The organism is Geovibrio sp. ADMFC3 (assembly GCF_054687035.1).
Window position 1 is genome coordinate 1,688,838 of sequence record NZ_BAAFZG010000002.1, and the last position, 19,002, is coordinate 1,707,839.

Consider the following 19,002-nt stretch of genomic DNA (forward strand, 5'->3'; position numbering starts at 1 on the left):
ACTGCTCCGTAAGGATTTTGCGGAGTAAGAATATGACATCAGACGGAATCTTTCAACCCTTTAAAACCCTTAATACGGATCGGGATATAAAAAATCCGCCTGATGTTATTATACGGAAATTTAATTACAGAACGCTTATCTGCGGCACTTGGGACATACACCGAAGAGTATATGGCTCCTGTTTTTCAGTGCATATCCGTATTTTTTTGCAATTTCGTCCTGCGCCTGCCTGATGCTTTCATCAAGAAATTCCACCATTGCGCCGCATTTTTTGCAGATAATGTGATCATGGGGCTCTTTTCCGACAATACTTTCATAGCGTACGGAACCGTCATTAAAGTTAAGTTCGCGGGCTATTTCAGCATCCACAAAGAGTCTCAGGGCACGGTAGACTGTAGCATGACCGATGCTTGAGTCAAATTTTTTCAGTGCTTCGTAAAGCTCTTCTGCTGTGGTGTGCTTACCCATGTCAATAAATGTGCCGAGAATGATTTCCCTCTGGCTTGTCGCACGGAGCTTCTTTTCTGACAAATACGCAGAAAGCCTTTTAAGGGCAAGGTTTTTTGTTTCTTTTTTCATAATAACAACCGTCTTCTTGTGTATTAAGACCGCATATCAACAGCCTCTTTTAAAAACTTATTAGTTTTAGTAGAAATAATCAATATTTTTTTGTTATTTTCAAATTCTCTGAAAACATTTTATTTACAGCTTTTTCAACACTCATGATGTTCACATTGACAAACTAAGTTAATAGATTACAATATAATACTAAACAACTGGGTTTTTACCCTTTCGGAGTGTTTGAATATGTGCAGCAACCTGATTAATGATGAAGGCATATTATGTCTCTCTGATGCTAAAAAAGGAGAGAAATGTGAGATATCCGGCTTCTGCAAATGCTGCGACAGACAGTCTGTGCGCAGGCTGATAGACTACGGCTTTATAAAAGGGCGCACTCTTGAAGTAGTTGAGGAAGCGGGTGACGGTAATGTCACAGTGGATCTGGAAGGAAGCAGGCTTTGCCTGTGCGGCAGCCTCTCCAGCAAAATTAACATAACTCCGTGCAGACACAGACACGGCAGACACAGATAAGAAGGACACAATGGCAGATATAATTATTACAGCATCAATAATAACAGCTGCGGCGGTTTACCTTTACAGACACTATACAAAACCCGGAAGCGGCTGCGGCGGCTCATGCGGAAACTGCTCCTCCGTAAAACACGGGTGCAGTGCCGCTGAAACAGCGCAGCGAATAAGCTCCGGCAGCTAAAAAACTACCTTACTTCCATTGTAAAATGTGAATCTTCTCTTCCGCTCTGAATGACCAGGGCATCAACAGGACGAAGGCTGATCTTCTGCCCGCCTGTGAGCATAATATCTCCTTCCCTTGTTCCGGTTATCCAGAGTTTGCCTTTCTCACAGGACAGGTCTGCGCTTTTAATACCGTTTACTGACATCATCTTATCTTTCCCAAGAGTCATTCTGAAACTTTTCACGCTCATCCCTGCGCCCTCCTTATCTACTTTTGATCTTTACGTTGGAAAATTAATATAATAAAACTGTATATAATGACAGTTACAGTTTTTTTGAAATGTATACATAACAGTTTTTACAGAGAGAAGAATTATGGATAGACACTGTGTTTATAAATATGAAGAAGTCCAAAGCCGCATAAAGAAAATTATCTCCGCAAACGGGCTTAAACCCGGAGACAAAGTACCTTCGATCAGAAAAATGAGTTCTGACACAGGTTTGAGTGTGTCCACCATAATGAAGGCGTATGTGGAGCTTGAGCATCAGGGTATTCTGGAATCACGTCCGCAGTCCGGCTTTTACGTATCCGCCGATAACTCTATTCCTGTGGCGGGTATATCCTCCGAAAGAAAAATAACCGCTGCAAGGGTTGATAAATTCAGCATGATATACAACGTATGCAACGCAATGGCTGACAGAAGCCTCATACAGTTCGGCGGAGCATCACCCTGCATCTCTATGCTGCCATCTGCTGAACTTGCCAAAACCATGAAGCATATACTAAACCATAACCCCGACTACAACTCATTCGAGGATTTCAGAGGCAACGCCCAGCTCAGGGGCTGCATCTCCATGCATATGCTCTCCGCAGGTGTGGAGGTTTCCCCTAATGATATTATCATCACCACCGGCACTACAGAAAGCCTCAGCCATATTCTTCGTGTTCTCGCCGGACCCGGAGATTACATAGCGGTAGAATCACCTCTTCATTTCGGTCATCTCCACGCCCTTGAATCAATGGGCATGTATGTCATTGAAGTTCCTTCACGCCCCGATCACGGTATGGATCCTGACAGGCTGAAGGACGCTCTGGAAAAATACAGCGTTAAGGCACTTCTTATACAGCCTAACTACAGCAACCCCCTCGGCGGGACTCTTCCTGATGAGGATAAAAAGCGGATTGTGGAAATTTGTGCAGAGAAGAATGTCCCTATTGTTGAGGATGATGTCTACGGCGAACTCTGCCATGAGGGGCACAGACCTAAGTGTCTGTCATCATTTGATAAGAATGGAAATGTGATCTATGTTTCCTCATTTACCAAAACAATCTCGCCCTCGTTCAGGGTCGGGTGGATATGCCCCGGCAAATATTTTAAGCAGGTTATGGATAAAAAGATCTCCACCGTGCTTGATACTTCCCGCCTGCCGCAGCTTGCCTTGTGCGATTACCTCGCCTCTGGAAAATACAGCAGATACCTGAACAGAATCAGGCGAGTGTACAGAAATCAGGTCGCAGCTTACAGGTCGTATATTATTGATTTTTTCCCAAAAGGCACAAGGGTTTCAAACCCGAAAGGCGGATTCATACTCTGGGTGGAGCTTCCCGAAGGCACAGATTCGTTTCTGCTTTATGAATCAGCGGTAAAAGAGGGTATAGGCACAGTTCCCGGCTTTCTCTTCACTGCGCAGGACAGGTACAGAAACTTCATACGGCTGAACTGCGGCAGCCCCCTTGATAAAAAACATACCGAAGCATTGAAAAAGCTCGGCGCTATGGCGGCGGAAGCGGTCATTTCACAGAATAACCGCTCCGTCTGATATAATCTTTCAGGCTTTTTTCCTTCTGAAAATTCCTGTTGAAGCATATGAGTAAAGCACAGGAACAACAATAAGGGTAAGCACTGTGGCAAATGACAGCCCGAATATTATGGCAACTGCCATTGAACTCCACCATTCCGCAGTTTCAGAACCTATCTCCCATGCGAGCCTGCGGAAGCTGAAGCTGACCCCTGTCGCCATGGGGAGCATACCCAGAATGGTTGTAACGGCTGTAAGCAGTACAGGACGAAGACGTGTTCTCCCCGCTGTGCGTATCGCCTCTTCAGAATCCATGCCCGATGCCCTGAGCTGATTAGCGTAATCTATCAACACTATGGCATTGTTTACCACTACGCCTGCGAGGGATATCACCCCCACACCCGTCATAATGATTCCGAAAGGCATCCGCATTATGAGCAGCCCCATGAGAACACCGGAGAGAGAAAGCACCACGGATGTGAGAACTATGCCTGACTGGCGTATGGAGTTAAACTGCGTAACAAGTACAAGAGCAATGAGGAAAAGAGCTATGATAAACGCCTTTTCCAGAAATGCCGTTGCTTTCTGCTGCTCCTCCTGCTCTCCGGAATATTTTATACTGTAGCCGTTCGGCAGCTCTATTTTCGCAACTCTCTGCGTAATTTCCTGCAAAGCATCGTTACTGTTTCTTCCTTCGACTCCCGCACTGACGGTGACAACCCTCTTGCCGTCTTTACGTTTAATAGAGCCGTACCCTGTGCCGGTTTCCACCTGTGCCACTTCCGAAAGGGGCACAGGATCACCGTTTGAGTTAGGAACCAGCAGATTTGCCACGTCGGCGACACTTTGTCTTCTATTCTCCGGCAGACGAGCCATTATGTCATACTCATCTTCACCTTCACGGTAAACGCCCAGCTTATAGCCGCCTATTGCCGCCTTGAGAGTGTATGATATGTCTGAAGTGGAAAGACCCAGAAGAGCAGCCTTTTCTCTGTCCACACGTACCCTGATCTCCGGTTTGGATTTAACAAGGTTGTCTTTGAGATCCACAATGCCGTAAACCTCTTTCACTTCTGCCTTAACCTGTTCCGTAATGCGCTCCAGAACGCCTACATCCTCTCCGCCTATCTCTATGCTCACAGGATCACCCACTGGGGGTCCGTTTTCCTCTTTTTCCACCTTTATTTCCGCTCCGGGGAAAAACTTGAGCTGTTCACGCAGCCTGTCCAGAACAGCACTGCTGTCCCCTTCACGGTCGTCCTTTTCATGGAAACGGATGCTGACACGCCCGTGGTTTGAAAGCCTGCTTGAGCCTTCCTCACCGCTTGGTGTTATGCCTGTATCGGCTATGACGTATTTTACATCCTTCTCCGCCATAACCATCTGTTCCACTATACTTACATAGCTGTCTGTGACTTCAAGCCTTGTGCCTTCGGGAGCCTTTATCGCAACATATGCACGCTTGGGCTGAGTATCGGGAAAAAGCTCTACTCCGCTGTTGAAAGCGCCAAACAAAACGAGTATCACAAACATTCCGCCAAAGGCGCCCAGAACAGCTATCCATCTTCTGCGGAGGGCAAAATCAAGACTTTTAACATACATACGCACAAACAGCGGGTCTTTTCCCGTATCCTCGTATGCCTTTTCTTTTTTCTTTGACATGAAAACCGCACATATCACAGGGTTGAACACCAAAGCAACAAACAGTGATGATGTAAGGGTAATTATCAGCGTCAGAGGCAGAAACTTCATGAATTCGCCCATAATATCCGGCCAGAAAAGCATGGGTGCAAACGCACAAAGGGTGGTAACAGTTGAGCTTATGATAGGCCAGCCCACTTCTGATGCGGCAATGGAGACAGCCTCGTCTCTTTCCTTACCTTCCTGAATATGGCGATAAATGTTTTCCACAATTACTATGGCGTTATCCACAAGCATGCCCAAGGCCAGAATAAGGCTGAAAAGAACAACCATGTTCAGCGTGATTCCCATTATTTGCAGCACGGCAAAAGATAAAAGCATGGAAAAGGGTATTGCAGCCGCCACAAAGATAGAGCTGCGTTTGCCGAGAAACATAAAAAGAACAAGAATGACAAGCACCAGACCGGACATGATATTGTTCTCAAGTTCTTCAACCATGAGTCTTATATCGTCAGACTGATCTTCTGTTATGGTCAGGTTAACTCCGGCGGGAACAAGTGTACCGGCTATTTCCAGAATCTGTTTAACGTGGTTGGAAACTTCGATTATATTTTCGCCTGCACGTTTTTTTATTTCTATGGATACTGCTAAATCACCGTTAAGGCGTGATGAGCTTTCACGATCTTCAAAGGTATCTTCAACATGGGCAATATCTTTGAGATATATTGGTTTTCCGTTCCTTGCCAGAAGAACAAGGTTATCTATGATAGCCGGATCTTTGAACTCACCGGGAATACGCAGGAGATACTTCCCGCCGCCCATATCCATTGTTCCGCCGGGAATATTAACATTTTCTCTCTGCACCGCAGCGGCTATCTCACTGAATGAAAGACCATAGGCGGTGAGACGCTCCTGATCGAATACGACACGGATCTCTCTTTCCCGTCCGCCGTTTATAACGACCTCAAGCACACCCTGAACACTTTCAAGCTCATCCTTGAGATCCTCCGCCACGTCCTTGAGTATATACTCCGGCACATCACCGTGAATGGCTATCTTCATGATGGGGAATTCCGACAGGTTTATCTCCATTATCAACGGGTCATTCTCTAAATCCGTGGGAAGATCGCCTTTAGCCTGATCCACCTTGTCACGCACCCACTGCATAGCGTTGTCTATATCTGTATCTGCTATGAATTCCACAACGATTATTGATGCGCCCTCGGAGCTTGTCGCTCTTATCTCCTTGACGTTCTTGATCCCCTTAAGCTTACGCTCTATGGGCAGAGTGATAAGGCTCTCAACATCTTCCGGAGCCACACCTTCATACTCAGTTATCACAAGAACATAGGGAATGGTAATATCAGGATCCGATTCACGGGGGAGGGTTATGTATGAGTACATACCAATGATAATAAACAGAATCATCAGTACAAAAACTGTACTTTTCCTTTTCAGGGAGGCATCTGTTATAAGCATATAATATTACTCCGCCTGAACCTTTGAGCCGTCCGCCACAAAATGCTGCCCCTTGACAATCAGTCTGTCGCCCTCATTAAGCCCCTGCTCAATCACAGCCTGGCTGCCGATAACAGAGGTTACAGATACAGGGATAGACACGGCTCTGCCGTCTTTTTCAACAAAAACAACCTTGCCTTCCTGTTTATCTACAACACTGAAAACAGGAATTACAAAGACATCCGTGTATTCCCTGCGGAGGAACTTCGCACGGATTATCATCCCCGGACGGAGCTTTTCTATGCCTGAAGTTATCTCAATTTTCACTCTGTATGTTTTGGTGGCTGATTCCGCCTGTTTGGCTATATAAATAATTTTGCCTGTGAATTCTGCCCCGTTTTTATTGACTTCCGCTTCAAAAAGCTCTGTCTGCGTACCTTCCTTAAGATACCTAACATCCTTTTCAGGCACATCCACAATAAGCTGCATGCGGTCAGTGTTTACAATAACAGCAACAGGATCACCCGGAGCCACATATTCACCCGTATCAACATGCCGCCTGTCAAGCCAGCCGGTAAAAGGGCTTTTGAGTACAGCCTTCCCAAGCTGCGCACTGTTATAACGTAAATCTGCTGCCGCCTGCTCCAAGGTGGCGAGAGCCTGATCATAGGTCTGCTTGCTTACAGCGTCACTCTCATAAAGCAGCTTTGCTCTGTTATATTCTTTTTCGGCAAGGGAGAGGGCAGCACGGCTGTTATCCACTGCCGCCTCATATGTGGAGGTATCAAGGCTGATCACGGGAGAACCCTTCGCAATCCTATCGCCCTCTTCAGCGTAGGTTTTTATGACAGTCCCTGCCAGATCAACTGAGACAGTCGCTGACTCCCACGCCTCCACATTTCCGGGAAGAGTGAAAAAATCTTTTATATTCTGTTTTTCAAGAACAGCAGTACGTATGTCCACCGGTTTTTCAACTTTTTCAGTTGGTTCAGTCTGTTCCGGTTTTTGGCTTCCGCAAGCATAAACTGTTAATGCTATAATAAGTATTAATAAAATTCTCATGGATTCTCCGTAATTTAAAACAATCGAAGCTTAAAAAGAAATCATACACTTTTTTTGTCAAAAATAAGCCTTATTTTTGATGAGTATTCATGCAGATCTCCGGCGATCTCCTCTATCTTGGCACTGTTTCTGCGTATCGCCGCTCCCTGAATATAGAGCCCGTAATCGCTGACAGGTTCAAATCCGAATGTTTTTGCCTCACCCTTGAGCCTGTGCCCGATGAACTGGATCGATTCAAAGTCTTCATTTTCCAACAGATTCCGGATTTTTGACGGAGTTTCTTTCAGGTCTTTTAAAAACAAAGGTGTCACTTCGCTGAACTCAGATTTTACAATCACAGTGATCAGCCCGTCCTCCCCTTCTGCGGGCATGGACGGCTTATCTATCTGCCCTTCACGGAAGATCGACATGGTTTTCAGCAGCATATCCCTGTTGAGCGGCTTTGCTACATAGGCATCGCAGCCCGCCTCAAGGCATCTCTTGGCTTCACGCTCAAGATCATAGGCGGTGATTGCTATAACCGGAGTGCGCTTCATGCCTGTTGATGCTTCAAATGCCCTTATTTTTCTGGTCAGTTCATATCCGTCCATTCCGGGCATCTGTATATCAGTCAGCACCATGTCGTACTTATTGACTGTGAATTTCTCAAGTGCTGCAAAACCGCTTTCAGCGTAATCCAGCGTGCATTCAGTTCCTTCAAGGTAAGATTCGGTTACAAACCTGTTGTACTCCGAGTCATCTGCAAGGAGGATGCGGTAGCTTCCTTTCTCTCTACCATCGGCGTAATTCGATCCTTCACTATCAGGTAGAGACGCTTTGTCATCGTCATCCGGATACACACCGGAAGCATTTTTCTGAGAACCCCGCTGCCCGTACCCGGCCAAAGCGCAATTAAGAAAAAGAAACAGAAGAATTCCGCTTAAGCCTACCGACAAAACAGCAGCATACGCAGATTTCATAACGGAGTCTCCGGCTTTTGAAAAATCGTACACCACTTCCATATAATATGTTTCGGCAAATCCGCCTTCGGAATTCTCCAGGCGGAATGCGGAGTATTCATAAAGCGTATCCCCGTCTCTTTTTTCAATTACGCTCCCTTCTTTCAGACGGTCAATGTACGAACCTTCAAGGGGAAACTCTTTCTTAAAATTGAAAAGTGAATAACCTGATACACGGAATTTGGTAAAAACATCTATACTCTTTGTATAAACGCAGGATTGTATTAAATCGTTAAAGAAATCTCTGAAAAAGTATTCATATAGCCGAACGCCGTATTGTTCAGCGAGATAATCTTCGAGATAAACTGCTGTTTCCACTATATACCGGCTTCCTTTCGGGCTATAGTAAGAGAACATAGCCGCCCTGCCGGAGACCATGCCCACACTGATCCTTCCATGAGCAAACTCTCCGCTTCCGTAGACAGTGCTTAGAAAGGCGCTGAGGGTTTTACCGGCTTTTACAAGGCTGAACCCCTGTTCTCTGCGGTTGGATGTGCTGAAAACAATACCGTTTGAGTTTATAAGATATATCTCTCCCACACCTTTTTCATCAGCAAGTCTGCGAAGGGTATCAGGTTCGGCACCTATTCCTTTTGCAGCAGAGTCCCCAAGGACAGTATTAATCTCAAGAAGGGCTTTTTCCGCACGTTCTTCCATTTTAGAGGCAATAACCAGCATGAACAGATCAAAGCTTTTCAGCTTATCGCCTATCTGAGTACGGACAGTTTTTCTCTGTTCTTCGATGTTAGAACGCACAGAATCATCCGCTCTGTGCAAAATTGCGGCGGAAATGGAGAAAACGAGAATTACAACAGCAAGAAAATTCAGAATAAATATTTTTCTTTTCACAAAAGACTCTCTTATTTAATTAATTCTAACATTAAATAATTATTTTTGCGAGACCTAGGGAAAAATAACAATAAAAACTAATTCTTTGAAACGCTTCCGAGATATATAGCGATCATTGCAAGTAAAGCGCCGGCAATGTCTGTTGCCGCCACAGATTTTGAAAATATTATAACCTCCCAGACCCAGGAAAGAGTGGGCTGCAAAAGAAGCACAAGCCCGACTATGCTTAAACGAACGGACCTTATACCGCCAGTGATAAGAACCCATCCCACACCCTGACAGACTATCCCGTAAACCAGCAGGATTCCAAGATCTCCTGTGCTTTCCACAATAAGGTTTTCACCCATTAAGAATGTCCCTGCAAAGAGAAAAACCGCACTTGCGGCGCAAGCTGATGCTATTGAGGCTGTTTTTTCAAGCGGATTAACTACCTGAGATGATTTTTTTATGAAAATGGTAAAAAAAGCATAAAACATTCCTGCTGTCAGGCTGAAAAACACACCTTTCTGAAAATCCTCTCCTGCGTTCCAGCCGGGGCTCACAAGCAGATAAAGCCCTGCCACAGCAAGAAGCATTGATGCAAACAGCCGCTTTGAGGCTGGCTTTTTCTCAACGGAAATTTCATAAAAAGCGAGGAAAAACACCTGAAAATTTGCAAGTAAAGTGGATAAACCGGGTCCCACATACTCTATGCCCGTATGCCAGAAAACCATATCTGTTCCCAGCAAAACACCTGCTAAAGCCGAATAAACCATTGAGCGTCCCGCTTTGAAACGGCTGCCTGTGAGAAGAGCAAGGAAAATAAGGAAAACCGCCCCGAAGAACATACGGTAAAAGCCGTTTACCACCGGAGCTTCACTGGAGAGACGTGAGAATATGGAAGAAAAGCTTATGATAAAAGCCCCAGCCGTGAGTGCGGCAAGAGGCGAACGCAGTGTATTTGTCAAGACGGATTCCTTTCAAAAGACGGTATCTGCTCTGTTCCGGTGCTGAAAAACAGGCTGCGGAGAAAGAAGGCATAACCGATTACCGCAGCTATTCCCGCAGAGGCATAATAATAGCCCAGAGGAGCAAGAAGCATAACGATTATCCAGTGGAGAAGAATTGTTTTACCTGAATGAAGCCTTATGGGAAAGTCATTAAACCTGCATATAACGGCAAGACCGCTTAAGTTCCAGCCGTAAAGAGCCGCTATACGGTGGTAGTTAAGCACAAGGGCTTTGTTTTCCGGGCTGTTAAGATCAAGGGAGTACAGCATTATGTAAACTATCCCGGTAACAGCGGTGACCATTAAGAAAAAAATACCTGATGTAAGAAAGGTCTTCTGCTGCTCTTTCATTCCAAGTGTCACATACATTATCAGAACATTGCACACAGCAATGAACAGAACGGAGGACACCACAAGCTCAAGCACCACGGACTCCATGAGGATGAAAACAAAAAATATAATCACCCCCAGATTGATAACCCAGAAGCTCATAAGCTTGAGGAAGCGTTTAAACGGAGTACGCCCCTTGTGCATGAGGGTGAATATAAGGCTGAATGTTATAAGTGATAAAGGAAAAGAAAAACCGAGGAAAAAAGTGTTAAGCGTAAGCTTTTCAAAATCCAGCACACGCACATACTCTTCATTAACTATGGCAAATGCCGAGATAAGCAGACCCATGGAGAGGCACAGAAGGGAAGCCTGATGAAACTTCACTGCTGTGGGAACTTTTGTTGTGAAAAAATCCGAGGGAAATAAGGAAAATTTCTTTATTCTTATGTATTCCACAATGGGGATCATGCACAGAGAAACCACTATCGCAGGAGCATAAAGCTCAAATGATGACAGTATTGCATATATGAATGAAAGAGCGAAAAACGCTTTCACTTTGCCGCTGGGTTCTCCCAGCCCTTCTGTGAAATAGAGGACTATTGTTCCGCCTGTGCAGAGGTTGAAAAGAAAAATATGGAGCCGCTCAAAGTGGTGTCCCGGGAAAAAGTGAAACATATATCCGAAGAGCAGGGCGACGGTCATCATTATAGAGAAAAGTAGCTTGGTGTTCCGTGTCATAGTATCCTTCCGAGGAGATGCCTTAAAGCTGTCTCAAGGCGAGGATACCCGAATTCATACCCCGTATCCACCATTTTTTTAGGATTAACCCTTGCTCCGGAAAGCAAAACTTCCCTGCCCATCTGTCCGTAAACAAGCTTTACAAGCCATGCGGGAATCCGGAAGCGTGCTTTTCTCCCCAGCACTTTTCCCAGTGTACGGGCAAACTCCTTCATCGTCACTTGTTCAGGTGCGGTAAGGTTCACTGCGCCTTCCACTTCCTCATTATGTATGCAGTGGGCTATGCCCCTGACAACATCATCCATAGCCACCCAGCTCAGAACCTGATCTCCCCTGCCGGGGAAGCAGCCCAGACCAGCTCTGAAAAAAGGCAGAAAACGCTCCAAAGCGCCGCCTGAAGGTGTGAGAGCAACGCCTATACGGGCAAAAACAACCCTTATACCTTTGTCGGCGGCGGGTTTTGCCGCTTCCTCCCACTGTCTGCATACATCAGCAATGAAGCCTTCGCCGGCTGGGGAATGCTCATCCAGAAGTTCCTGACCTCTGTCGCCGTAATATCCTATGGCAGAAGCGCATATCAGCACAGGCGGCGGAGTGTCCATCTTTGATATAAACTCTGCAATAAGCTTTGTGCCTTCCACACGGCTGTCTGTTATCTTTTTCTTTTTGGATTTTGACCATCTCCCTTCGCCTATGGGCTCTCCGGCGAGATGAATTACCGCATCGCACCCGCCGAAGCAGTTGTCTATTTCGCATGTATCGGGGTTCCATGAAAATTCAAATTCAGAATCGCTCTGGCGGCGGACAAGCCTTTTAACACTGTGCCCCTGTGTGGTGAGAAACGGCACAAGATACCGCCCAATCTGCCCGCCTGCGCCTGAAACAACTATATTCAGCTTGCGGGGCTTATATTTATTAATAAAGTTTATGTCCCCTTCCGTCACTCTGTGGCGGTAGGCAAACATCTTTTCCAGCTTTTTTGTCACATACCTTCCGGCTATTATGTCTGAAACAGGAGACAGGGGAAGCTTATAGGTTACACAGTCTTCAATGGCGCTTCCGCCGCCGCATTCAAAAAATACATGGCGGTGTTCCCACTCTTTAAAAGGTCCCTTGAGCATCACATCCGTAAACTCTTCAGGGTATTTATAGTTTTTGTGTAATGCGTGCCATTCCGTGCTGAAGGGTCCCGCCTTAACTCTCATTTTAACACTTGAGCCGTCACCTATGCCGCCCATACGCTCCAGAACATTTACCTTTTCCCATGGGGGTACAAGCCTGCCTATGGCTCCGTAGCGTCCATGCCAGTCAAAAAGCTGCTCTCTGGGGCAGTCAAAGGACTTTCTTTTTCTGAAAACAGCCATCAGATCACCTTAACTCTCTCAAGATATTTAATTAATGACAAAGCTCGCTCCCGCACGCCGGCAGCGTCTCCCGCTTCTGCGAGGCTCATGATATCTTTCCCTGCGGCGGACACCTCATCCAGTCCGTAGGCACTCCCTTCACCCTTCATTCTATGCGCAAGGAGAGAGATCTCATCCAGCCCGCCAGATGAGGAAAGGGCACAAATGTCCCCGCAGGCCTTCTTTACGTGGTCTATATAACCCTGAACATGGGGCAGAAGAAATCTGTCAACTTTTATAAATACTGTTTCCATACATTACCTGAAGTTTACCAGAAATAAATCGGCTGAAAAGCAAATTACATTTGTCAAAATTTTGCTTAACCTGAAAACTTTTAGTTGTGAAATAAAAAAACTTGCCTCTAATTTACATTTTTCATAATTGAGGTTGACATTTGTCTCATGTTATATATATAAATATCCATATATAAACTAAAGTTTATTCGGAGGAGAACATGGATTTATCATGGCTTGACATTTATTCAGAAAAGCTCAAGGCACTGGGGCATCCTGTGAGGCTTAAACTTGTCATGGGACTCATGGGGAACGAGTGCAATGTTACCAAAATATGCAAAGGGCTTAAAATTCCTCAGGCAACCACAAGCCAGCATCTGGCTATTCTTAAAAACAAGGGAATAATTAAAGGACGCAGAGACGGCACAAGTATCTGCTACAGCATAGAAGACGAAGCGATCAAAAAAATGCTCAAAATACTCATGGAGGAAACGGGATGCGACTTGGGAGACTGTCATCCGGAGGACTGATAGCCCTTTTTCTGCTTTTTTCCGCATCTGCTCAAGGGGCTGAACGCCTCGGGTATGAAGAGGGCAAAGAAAAAGCCCTCAACAGCAGCAGACTGATTAAAGCTTACGAAGCGGACGCGGAAGGAGCTGAATACCGCATGCGTCAGGCTGTGGGCGGTTATATGCCCAGAGTGACGTTCAGCGAAACATGGATGAACACGGATGAGCCTTCAAACGCCGCATTTGCCAAGATGGCACAGGGGCGGTTTGACATGACGTATTTCATCGATGAGCTTGCCGATCCTTCGGACAGAGTTACAAACTACAGGACAAAGCTTGAGATAGTTCAACCGGTTCTCGCCGGCGGGCAGATTCACTACGGAGCCAAACAGGCAGGTGCTGCGCACAAGGCTTCCCTTGAAACCGCAGAAAGAGTCCGCCAGAACACAATATACAGCTTCAACAGGGCTTTCTTCGGGCTTGCCCTTGCTGATAAAGCGCTTTCCACCGTGAAGGTGTCATACGGCAGAACAGCAAAATACTACGCCATGACAAAAGACTTCTATGACAATGGTCTGATAGTCATGAGCGATCTGCTTGTGGCGGAAACCTATCTTCTAAGAAATGATCAGGCTGTCAAGGAAGCGGAAAAGAACCTTGCCGTTGCTTCCAGCCAGCTCCAGAGACTTCTGGACACGGACAATGAAATAGCCGTAGTGTGGGAAGACCCTGAGTTTTCCTTTGAGGAAAATATTGAAAAATACATAGCCCTTGCTGCAACGGAAAGGCAGGATCTCAAAGCCATGGAGCAGTATGCTAAAACTGCGGACTACGAAGTCAAAAAGTCAAAATCAGCCCTTATGCCTGAAGTTGCCCTTTTTGCTGACTATCAGCGGAATGACGATGAACTTTTCGGCAATAACGCCGAAGGCTATACCTTCGGCGCTCAGGTTAATCTGAACCTTTTCAAAGGCGGTTCTGACTACAACAAAATAAAAGAGAGCAAAGCATCTCAGCTCGCCATGCTTCACCGCATAGCGGATAAGAAACTTGAAATTAAATCTGAAGTAAAAGAAGCTTATCACTCTGTTCTCGCTGCGGAAAAACAGCTTGAAGCGGCAAAAAAACAGGTGCAGAGCGCACACGCCGCACTTGAGATAACAGAAAACAGGTTTAAGGAAGGCCTCTCCAAGGTCACAGAACTGCTTGACAGGGAAGTGGAACTCAGACAGGCGGAGCTTTCTCTCTACATGTCAGAATATAACCTTATCATTGCTAAAGCCGGGCTCCACTTTGCGGCAGGCATTCTGAACTAAAAATGGTGTAAAATTTAAATATGCGCATATGATTTTTTTGTTAGTGCGTTTAAAATATCGTAAAATTCATATAAACGGAATTTAAAATTATTAAGGAGAATATAAAATGCGGAGAGTTGTCATTCTTTTTGCAGCACTGCTGTTTGCCGCTGCATGCAGCGACGGGAAAAAGGAGGAGGCGGCAAAGCCTCAGGTGCGCACTGTTAAGGCACGCACTGCTGTTGCCGCAAAGGCTGAAGTGCCTTCTTCCAGAACATTTTCCGCCACGGTATCAAGCGATAAGACAGCGCTGATCATACCCAAGATCGTGGGATATATTGAGTCTGTCAACTTTGCTCCCGGCGATTCCTTTAAGAAAGGCGATCTGCTTGTAAGCATCAAAAGCGGAGAGCTTGAAGAGAAGAAACGCTTCGCAGAAAGCTCCGTTGCCGAAGCTGAAACAGGTTTGAGGCAGGCAGAGGTAAATCTCACTCTGGCTGAAAAAACCTTTCAGAGATATTCAAACCTGATCAGAAACAACAGCGTGAGCAGACAGGAATATGACCAGATCGAGGCACAATACAGCCTCGCTCAGGAGCAGGTACGTCAGGCCGCCACCAAGAAGCGCCAGGCGGAGGCAATGTTTGCGGAGGTAAATACATATCTCTCATACACAGGCATAAGAGCGCCCTTTGACGGCATTGTTCTGGAAAAGCTTATGGATGCGGGCAACCTTGCCGCTCCGGGCAGCCCTATACTGAAAATCGGCTCAAAAGAAACTGTGGTTTACGCATATATAAATGAAAGCCTTTTCAATTCTCTCAACACAGGGATGAAAGCAGCGGTTGAAGCTGAATCGATCAATTTCAGGTGTGAAAGCGAAATAACCGAAATAAGCCCTGACATCGATTCCGCCACACGCAATTTCCGCATAAAGCTGAACGGAAACGACAGCTTTGTCACAGGAATGTACGTGAAAGTAATACTCCCCACCGGAACAGGGGAAAAGATAGTTGTTCCCTCCACCGCCGTGGTTCAGAGGGGGCAGCTTACCGTTATCTTTGTTGTGAAGGATGCCCGTGCCGACATGCGGATAGTAAAAACAGGACAGAGTTTTGACGAAGGTGTTGAAATAATCAGCGGACTCAGCGAAGGCGAAACCTATGTTGCAGACAACGCATCATCCTTAAGAACAGGCGATATAATAGAGGCAATGTAATGAAACCCGAACATGATGTAACAGAGGAGAAGCCGAACTTCGCCTCACGTATGGCGTCGGCTTTCATCACAAACAAGCTTACACCTCTTCTCATAATAGCAACTCTTTTCATCGGCATAGCATCAGTGGTGATGACTCCTAAAGAGGAAGAACCGCAGATTACTGTTCCGATGATAGATATAATTGTTCCGTATCCCGGTTCGGATGCCAAGAATGTTGAAAAAACAGTCACCGAGCCCCTTGAAGAAATTATCTGGGAAATTCCCGGAGTGGAATACGTTTACAGCACCGCTTCAAACGATATAGGCGTTGTTATTGTCCGCTTTAAGGTCGGGATGAATGAGGAAGAGAGCATCACTAATCTCAAAATGAAGATAGACAGCAACATGGACAGAATGCCCCATGGTGTTCTCAACCCGCTGATCAAAAAGGAATCCATTGATGATGTTCCGCAGATTTCCATTACTCTCTGGTCCGAAACTCTGGACGCCTTCGAGCTTCGCCGTGTTGCGGCAGAAGCGCAGAAATATCTTAAAGAAGTGCCTGACGTCTCCAGAACATCTATCCTCGGCGGCTACAAGCGTGTTCTCAGGATCGAGCCGGAAATGGAAAAGCTCAAAGCGTATAACCTTGACCTTTTCAGTCTTTTCAAGGCTCTGGAATCATCCAACAAATCCCTTAACACCGGAGAAATTGTTCAGAACAATGAAGTTATCTATATAACCGCCGGCGGTTTTTTTAAAAATACTGATGAAGTGCGCAGCGCAGTTGTCGGGGCACACAACGGGAAAGCTGTTCTCCTTAAGGATGTGGCAAAAATAACAGACGGAGCGGAAATCCCCTCCGCATACACCATGATGGGCTTCAATGAAAGCATATCCCCGGACAGGTATCAGGCTGTTACTGTCTCCCTGTCTAAACGCAAAGGGAGCGACTCTGTTGTGGTTGCTGACAATGTGCTGAACAAGCTTGAGGGGCTGAAAGGCTATATAATCCCCGAAGGCGTTAATATAGAAGTAACCAGAAACTACGGCGAAACAGCTTATGACAAGGTTATGACACTCCTTGAGCATCTCCTCGGCGCTATAATCGCAGTTATTATTGTTATGACCGTCACTATGGGCTGGCGTGCGGGAACAGTGGTATTTGTGGCACTGCCCGTAACCTTCGCACTGACTCTGTTTGTTTACTTCATGCTGGACTATACGCTGAACAGGGTAACTCTGTTCGCCCTTATCTTCGTGACCGGGCTTGTGGTGGATGATGCCATAATTGTTGTGGAAAACATGGAGCGGCACTTCAAGATGTCCACCAAGAACATGCTGAAGCGTGCGATCTACGCCGTGGGAGAGGTTGGCAACCCCACCATCCTCGCCACAGTTACAGTCATAGTAGCCCTTTACCCCATGGCTTTTGTCCGCGGGCTTATGGGACCCTACATGAAACCTATGCCCATCGGAGCATCCCTTGCCATGATGTTCTCTCTGTTTGTGGCACTGGTTATCACTCCGTGGCTGGCATACAAGCTCCTTGGTAAACAGAAGCACAAAGAACACGAGGACATCGATGAGGATCAGTTTATAAAAAGCACAAAGATGTACAGGTTCTACAACCTTATGCTTACTCCGCTTCTGCACAGCTTCAGCAAGAGGGTAATCCTCGGGCTGGTTATGGTCGGGCTGTTCGCCGGAGCTTTCATGTTTGTGCCCGCCAAAATGGTTGTGATGAAGATGCTCCCGTTTGATAACAAAAACGAAATGCAGATAATAATAGACATGCCCGAAAGCACGCCCCTTGAGCAGACAACCCTCGTGGCAACGGAAATAGGCGCTTATCTCTCCACTGTGGATGAGGTGGCTAACTATCAGATATATTCCGGCACCCACGCCCCCATAAACTTTAACGGGCTGGTGCGCCACTATTTTCACCGAAACGCCCCGAACATGGCAGATATTCAGGTGAACTTTGTGGATAAAAGCCTAAGAAAGCTCAAGAGCCACGACCTCGCCAAGAAGCTCCGTGAACCTGTTCGGGAGATAGCAGGAATACACGGCGCAAATGTAAAAATGACGGAAGTTCCGCCCGGACCTCCGGTTCTTTCCACACTTGTGGCTGAAATCTACGGTCCCGATGCTGAAACAAGGGCAGAAGTGGCGGCGCAGGTGATGAAGGTTTTCCACGATACAGACGGTGTTGTGGATATAGACACCTACGAGGAAGCGGACATGCGCCAGCTAAGCTTTACTGTTGATAAAGAGAAGGCGGCACTTGTGGGAGTTTCATCCGAAATGGTCTCCCAGACTCTCTACATGGCTCTCAAAGGCATGAAGGCGGGCGTTCTGCACACAGGTCGTGACAGGGAGGACGTGGGCATAATGGTTCAGCTTCCCGAAACGGAAAAGAACGCACTTAACAGTCTGCGTGATATACACCTGATCTCCATGGCTGGGATGCCCGTTTCCTTAAGCGAGCTTGTAAGAGTGGAGGATGCTGTTAAGGAGAAAGCCATATACCACAAAAATATGCAGCCCGTAACATACATCACCGCAGATGTGGCAGGGGTGGAGGAAAGCCCTGTTTACGCCATACTGAAAATGAAGGAGCGAGTGGCTCATATAACCTATAACGGAGAGCCTATTCAGCAGTTCTGGACAAACTCGCCGGAATTTACTGATGTTCCTTCTATCAAATGGGACGGTGAGTGGCAGATAACCTACGAGGTGTTCCGTGACCTTGGTTTGGCTTTTGCCGCTGTGCTTGTCATTATGTATTTCGTGCTTGTGGGCTGGTTTAAATCATTCGTAACGCCAGTGATAATGATGATCCCCATCCCTTTAAGCCTTCTGGGGATAATTCCCGGACACTGGTTGTTCGGCGAGTTTTTCACCGCAACAAGTATGATAGGCTTCATGGCACTTGCAGGAATTATGGTGCGTAACTCAGTTCTGCTTATAGATTTCATAAACCACGGTGTCGCAAACGGAAAGCAGTTTGAGGAAGCGGTTATACAGTCAGGAGCCATAAGGACACGCCCCGTTGTGCTGACAACTGTTACGGTAATTGTCGGTGCGCTGTTCATGCTTCCTGATCCTATCTTCTCCGGTCTTGGTGTATCATTGATAACAGGGGCATTTGTATCAACCGTACTCACGCTCCTTGTGATACCGCTGGCGTATTACAGATACCATAAGCTGAAAGAAAGGTTCAGAAAATAAGGCGCCTTTC

The 19,002-nt window shown here is 46.3% G+C and carries 16 protein-coding genes; 7 read left to right on the top strand and 9 right to left on the bottom strand.

The window, feature by feature from the left end:
* Positions 1-135: 135 nt before the first annotated feature.
* Positions 136-579 carry a Fur family transcriptional regulator gene (locus ACYRYY_RS08435; RefSeq protein WP_460215161.1) on the bottom strand — a complete coding sequence of 148 codons (444 nt, stop codon included), beginning with the start codon at positions 577-579 and terminating at the stop codon, positions 136-138.
* A 228-nt stretch (positions 580-807) separates the two neighbouring features.
* Here ACYRYY_RS08435 and ACYRYY_RS08440 point away from each other — a divergent pair, with 228 nt between their 5' ends.
* Together ACYRYY_RS08440 and ACYRYY_RS08445 are read left to right on the top strand one after the other, a co-directional pair.
* The gene (locus ACYRYY_RS08440; protein WP_460215162.1) at positions 808-1,092 is read left to right on the top strand and encodes a FeoA family protein; all 285 of its coding nucleotides are present in this window, start codon (positions 808-810) and stop codon (positions 1,090-1,092) included.
* 10 nt (positions 1,093-1,102) lie between these two features.
* The gene (locus ACYRYY_RS08445; RefSeq protein WP_460215163.1) at positions 1,103-1,273 is read left to right on the top strand and encodes a FeoB-associated Cys-rich membrane protein; all 171 of its coding nucleotides are present in this window, start codon (positions 1,103-1,105) and stop codon (positions 1,271-1,273) included.
* 4 nt (positions 1,274-1,277) lie between these two features.
* Here ACYRYY_RS08445 and ACYRYY_RS08450 read toward each other — a convergent pair whose 3' ends face one another.
* The gene (locus ACYRYY_RS08450) at positions 1,278-1,505 is read right to left on the bottom strand and encodes a DUF2917 domain-containing protein (RefSeq protein ID WP_460215164.1); all 228 of its coding nucleotides are present in this window, start codon (positions 1,503-1,505) and stop codon (positions 1,278-1,280) included.
* A gap of 124 nt (positions 1,506-1,629) precedes the next feature.
* Between ACYRYY_RS08450 and ACYRYY_RS08455 the strand changes: the two genes are divergently transcribed.
* Entirely contained in the window at positions 1,630-3,075 is a 1,446-nt protein-coding gene (locus ACYRYY_RS08455; protein ID WP_460215165.1) for an aminotransferase-like domain-containing protein, read from the top strand.
* A gap of 9 nt (positions 3,076-3,084) precedes the next feature.
* Here ACYRYY_RS08455 and ACYRYY_RS08460 read toward each other — a convergent pair whose 3' ends face one another.
* The 7 genes from ACYRYY_RS08460 to ACYRYY_RS08490 form a co-directional block, all read right to left on the bottom strand.
* The gene (locus ACYRYY_RS08460; protein ID WP_460215166.1) at positions 3,085-6,174 is read right to left on the bottom strand and encodes an efflux RND transporter permease subunit; all 3,090 of its coding nucleotides are present in this window, start codon (positions 6,172-6,174) and stop codon (positions 3,085-3,087) included.
* Positions 6,175-6,180: 6 nt separating this feature from the next.
* The gene (locus ACYRYY_RS08465; RefSeq protein WP_460215167.1) at positions 6,181-7,215 is read right to left on the bottom strand and encodes an efflux RND transporter periplasmic adaptor subunit; all 1,035 of its coding nucleotides are present in this window, start codon (positions 7,213-7,215) and stop codon (positions 6,181-6,183) included.
* Positions 7,216-7,256: 41 nt separating this feature from the next.
* Positions 7,257-9,062, bottom strand: a complete 1,806-nt coding sequence (locus ACYRYY_RS08470) for a response regulator (protein WP_460215168.1) — start codon at positions 9,060-9,062, stop codon at positions 7,257-7,259.
* 77 nt (positions 9,063-9,139) lie between these two features.
* Positions 9,140-10,009 (bottom strand): DMT family transporter, encoded by an 870-nt coding sequence (locus ACYRYY_RS08475; protein ID WP_460215169.1) that lies wholly within the window; start codon positions 10,007-10,009, stop codon positions 9,140-9,142.
* A complete protein-coding gene (locus ACYRYY_RS08480) occupies positions 10,006-11,118 on the bottom strand; it encodes a hypothetical protein (RefSeq protein ID WP_460215170.1) in 1,113 nt (370 codons plus the stop codon). The genes ACYRYY_RS08475 and ACYRYY_RS08480 overlap by 4 nt, the downstream gene beginning before the upstream one ends.
* Complete coding sequence (locus ACYRYY_RS08485; protein ID WP_460215171.1) at positions 11,115-12,482, bottom strand: TIGR01777 family oxidoreductase; 1,368 nt, start codon at positions 12,480-12,482, stop codon at positions 11,115-11,117. Before ACYRYY_RS08485 ends, ACYRYY_RS08480 begins: the two co-directional genes overlap by 4 nt.
* The gene (locus ACYRYY_RS08490; protein ID WP_460215172.1) at positions 12,482-12,775 is read right to left on the bottom strand and encodes a hypothetical protein; all 294 of its coding nucleotides are present in this window, start codon (positions 12,773-12,775) and stop codon (positions 12,482-12,484) included. Before ACYRYY_RS08490 ends, ACYRYY_RS08485 begins: the two co-directional genes overlap by 1 nt.
* A 200-nt stretch (positions 12,776-12,975) precedes the next feature.
* Between ACYRYY_RS08490 and ACYRYY_RS08495 the strand changes: the two genes are divergently transcribed.
* The 4 genes from ACYRYY_RS08495 (at position 12,976) to ACYRYY_RS08510 (ending at position 18,992) form a co-directional block, all read left to right on the top strand.
* Entirely contained in the window at positions 12,976-13,284 is a 309-nt protein-coding gene (locus tag ACYRYY_RS08495; protein ID WP_128465293.1) for an ArsR/SmtB family transcription factor, read from the top strand.
* Positions 13,251-14,579: a TolC family protein gene (locus ACYRYY_RS08500; protein WP_460215173.1), complete on the top strand. Its 1,329-nt coding sequence runs from the start codon at positions 13,251-13,253 to the stop codon at positions 14,577-14,579. Before ACYRYY_RS08495 ends, ACYRYY_RS08500 begins: the two co-directional genes overlap by 34 nt.
* A gap of 106 nt (positions 14,580-14,685) precedes the next feature.
* Entirely contained in the window at positions 14,686-15,777 is a 1,092-nt protein-coding gene (locus ACYRYY_RS08505; RefSeq protein ID WP_460215174.1) for an efflux RND transporter periplasmic adaptor subunit, read from the top strand.
* Entirely contained in the window at positions 15,777-18,992 is a 3,216-nt protein-coding gene (locus tag ACYRYY_RS08510; RefSeq protein ID WP_460215175.1) for an efflux RND transporter permease subunit, read from the top strand. The genes ACYRYY_RS08505 and ACYRYY_RS08510 overlap by 1 nt, the downstream gene beginning before the upstream one ends.
* Positions 18,993-19,002: the final 10 nt, after the last annotated feature.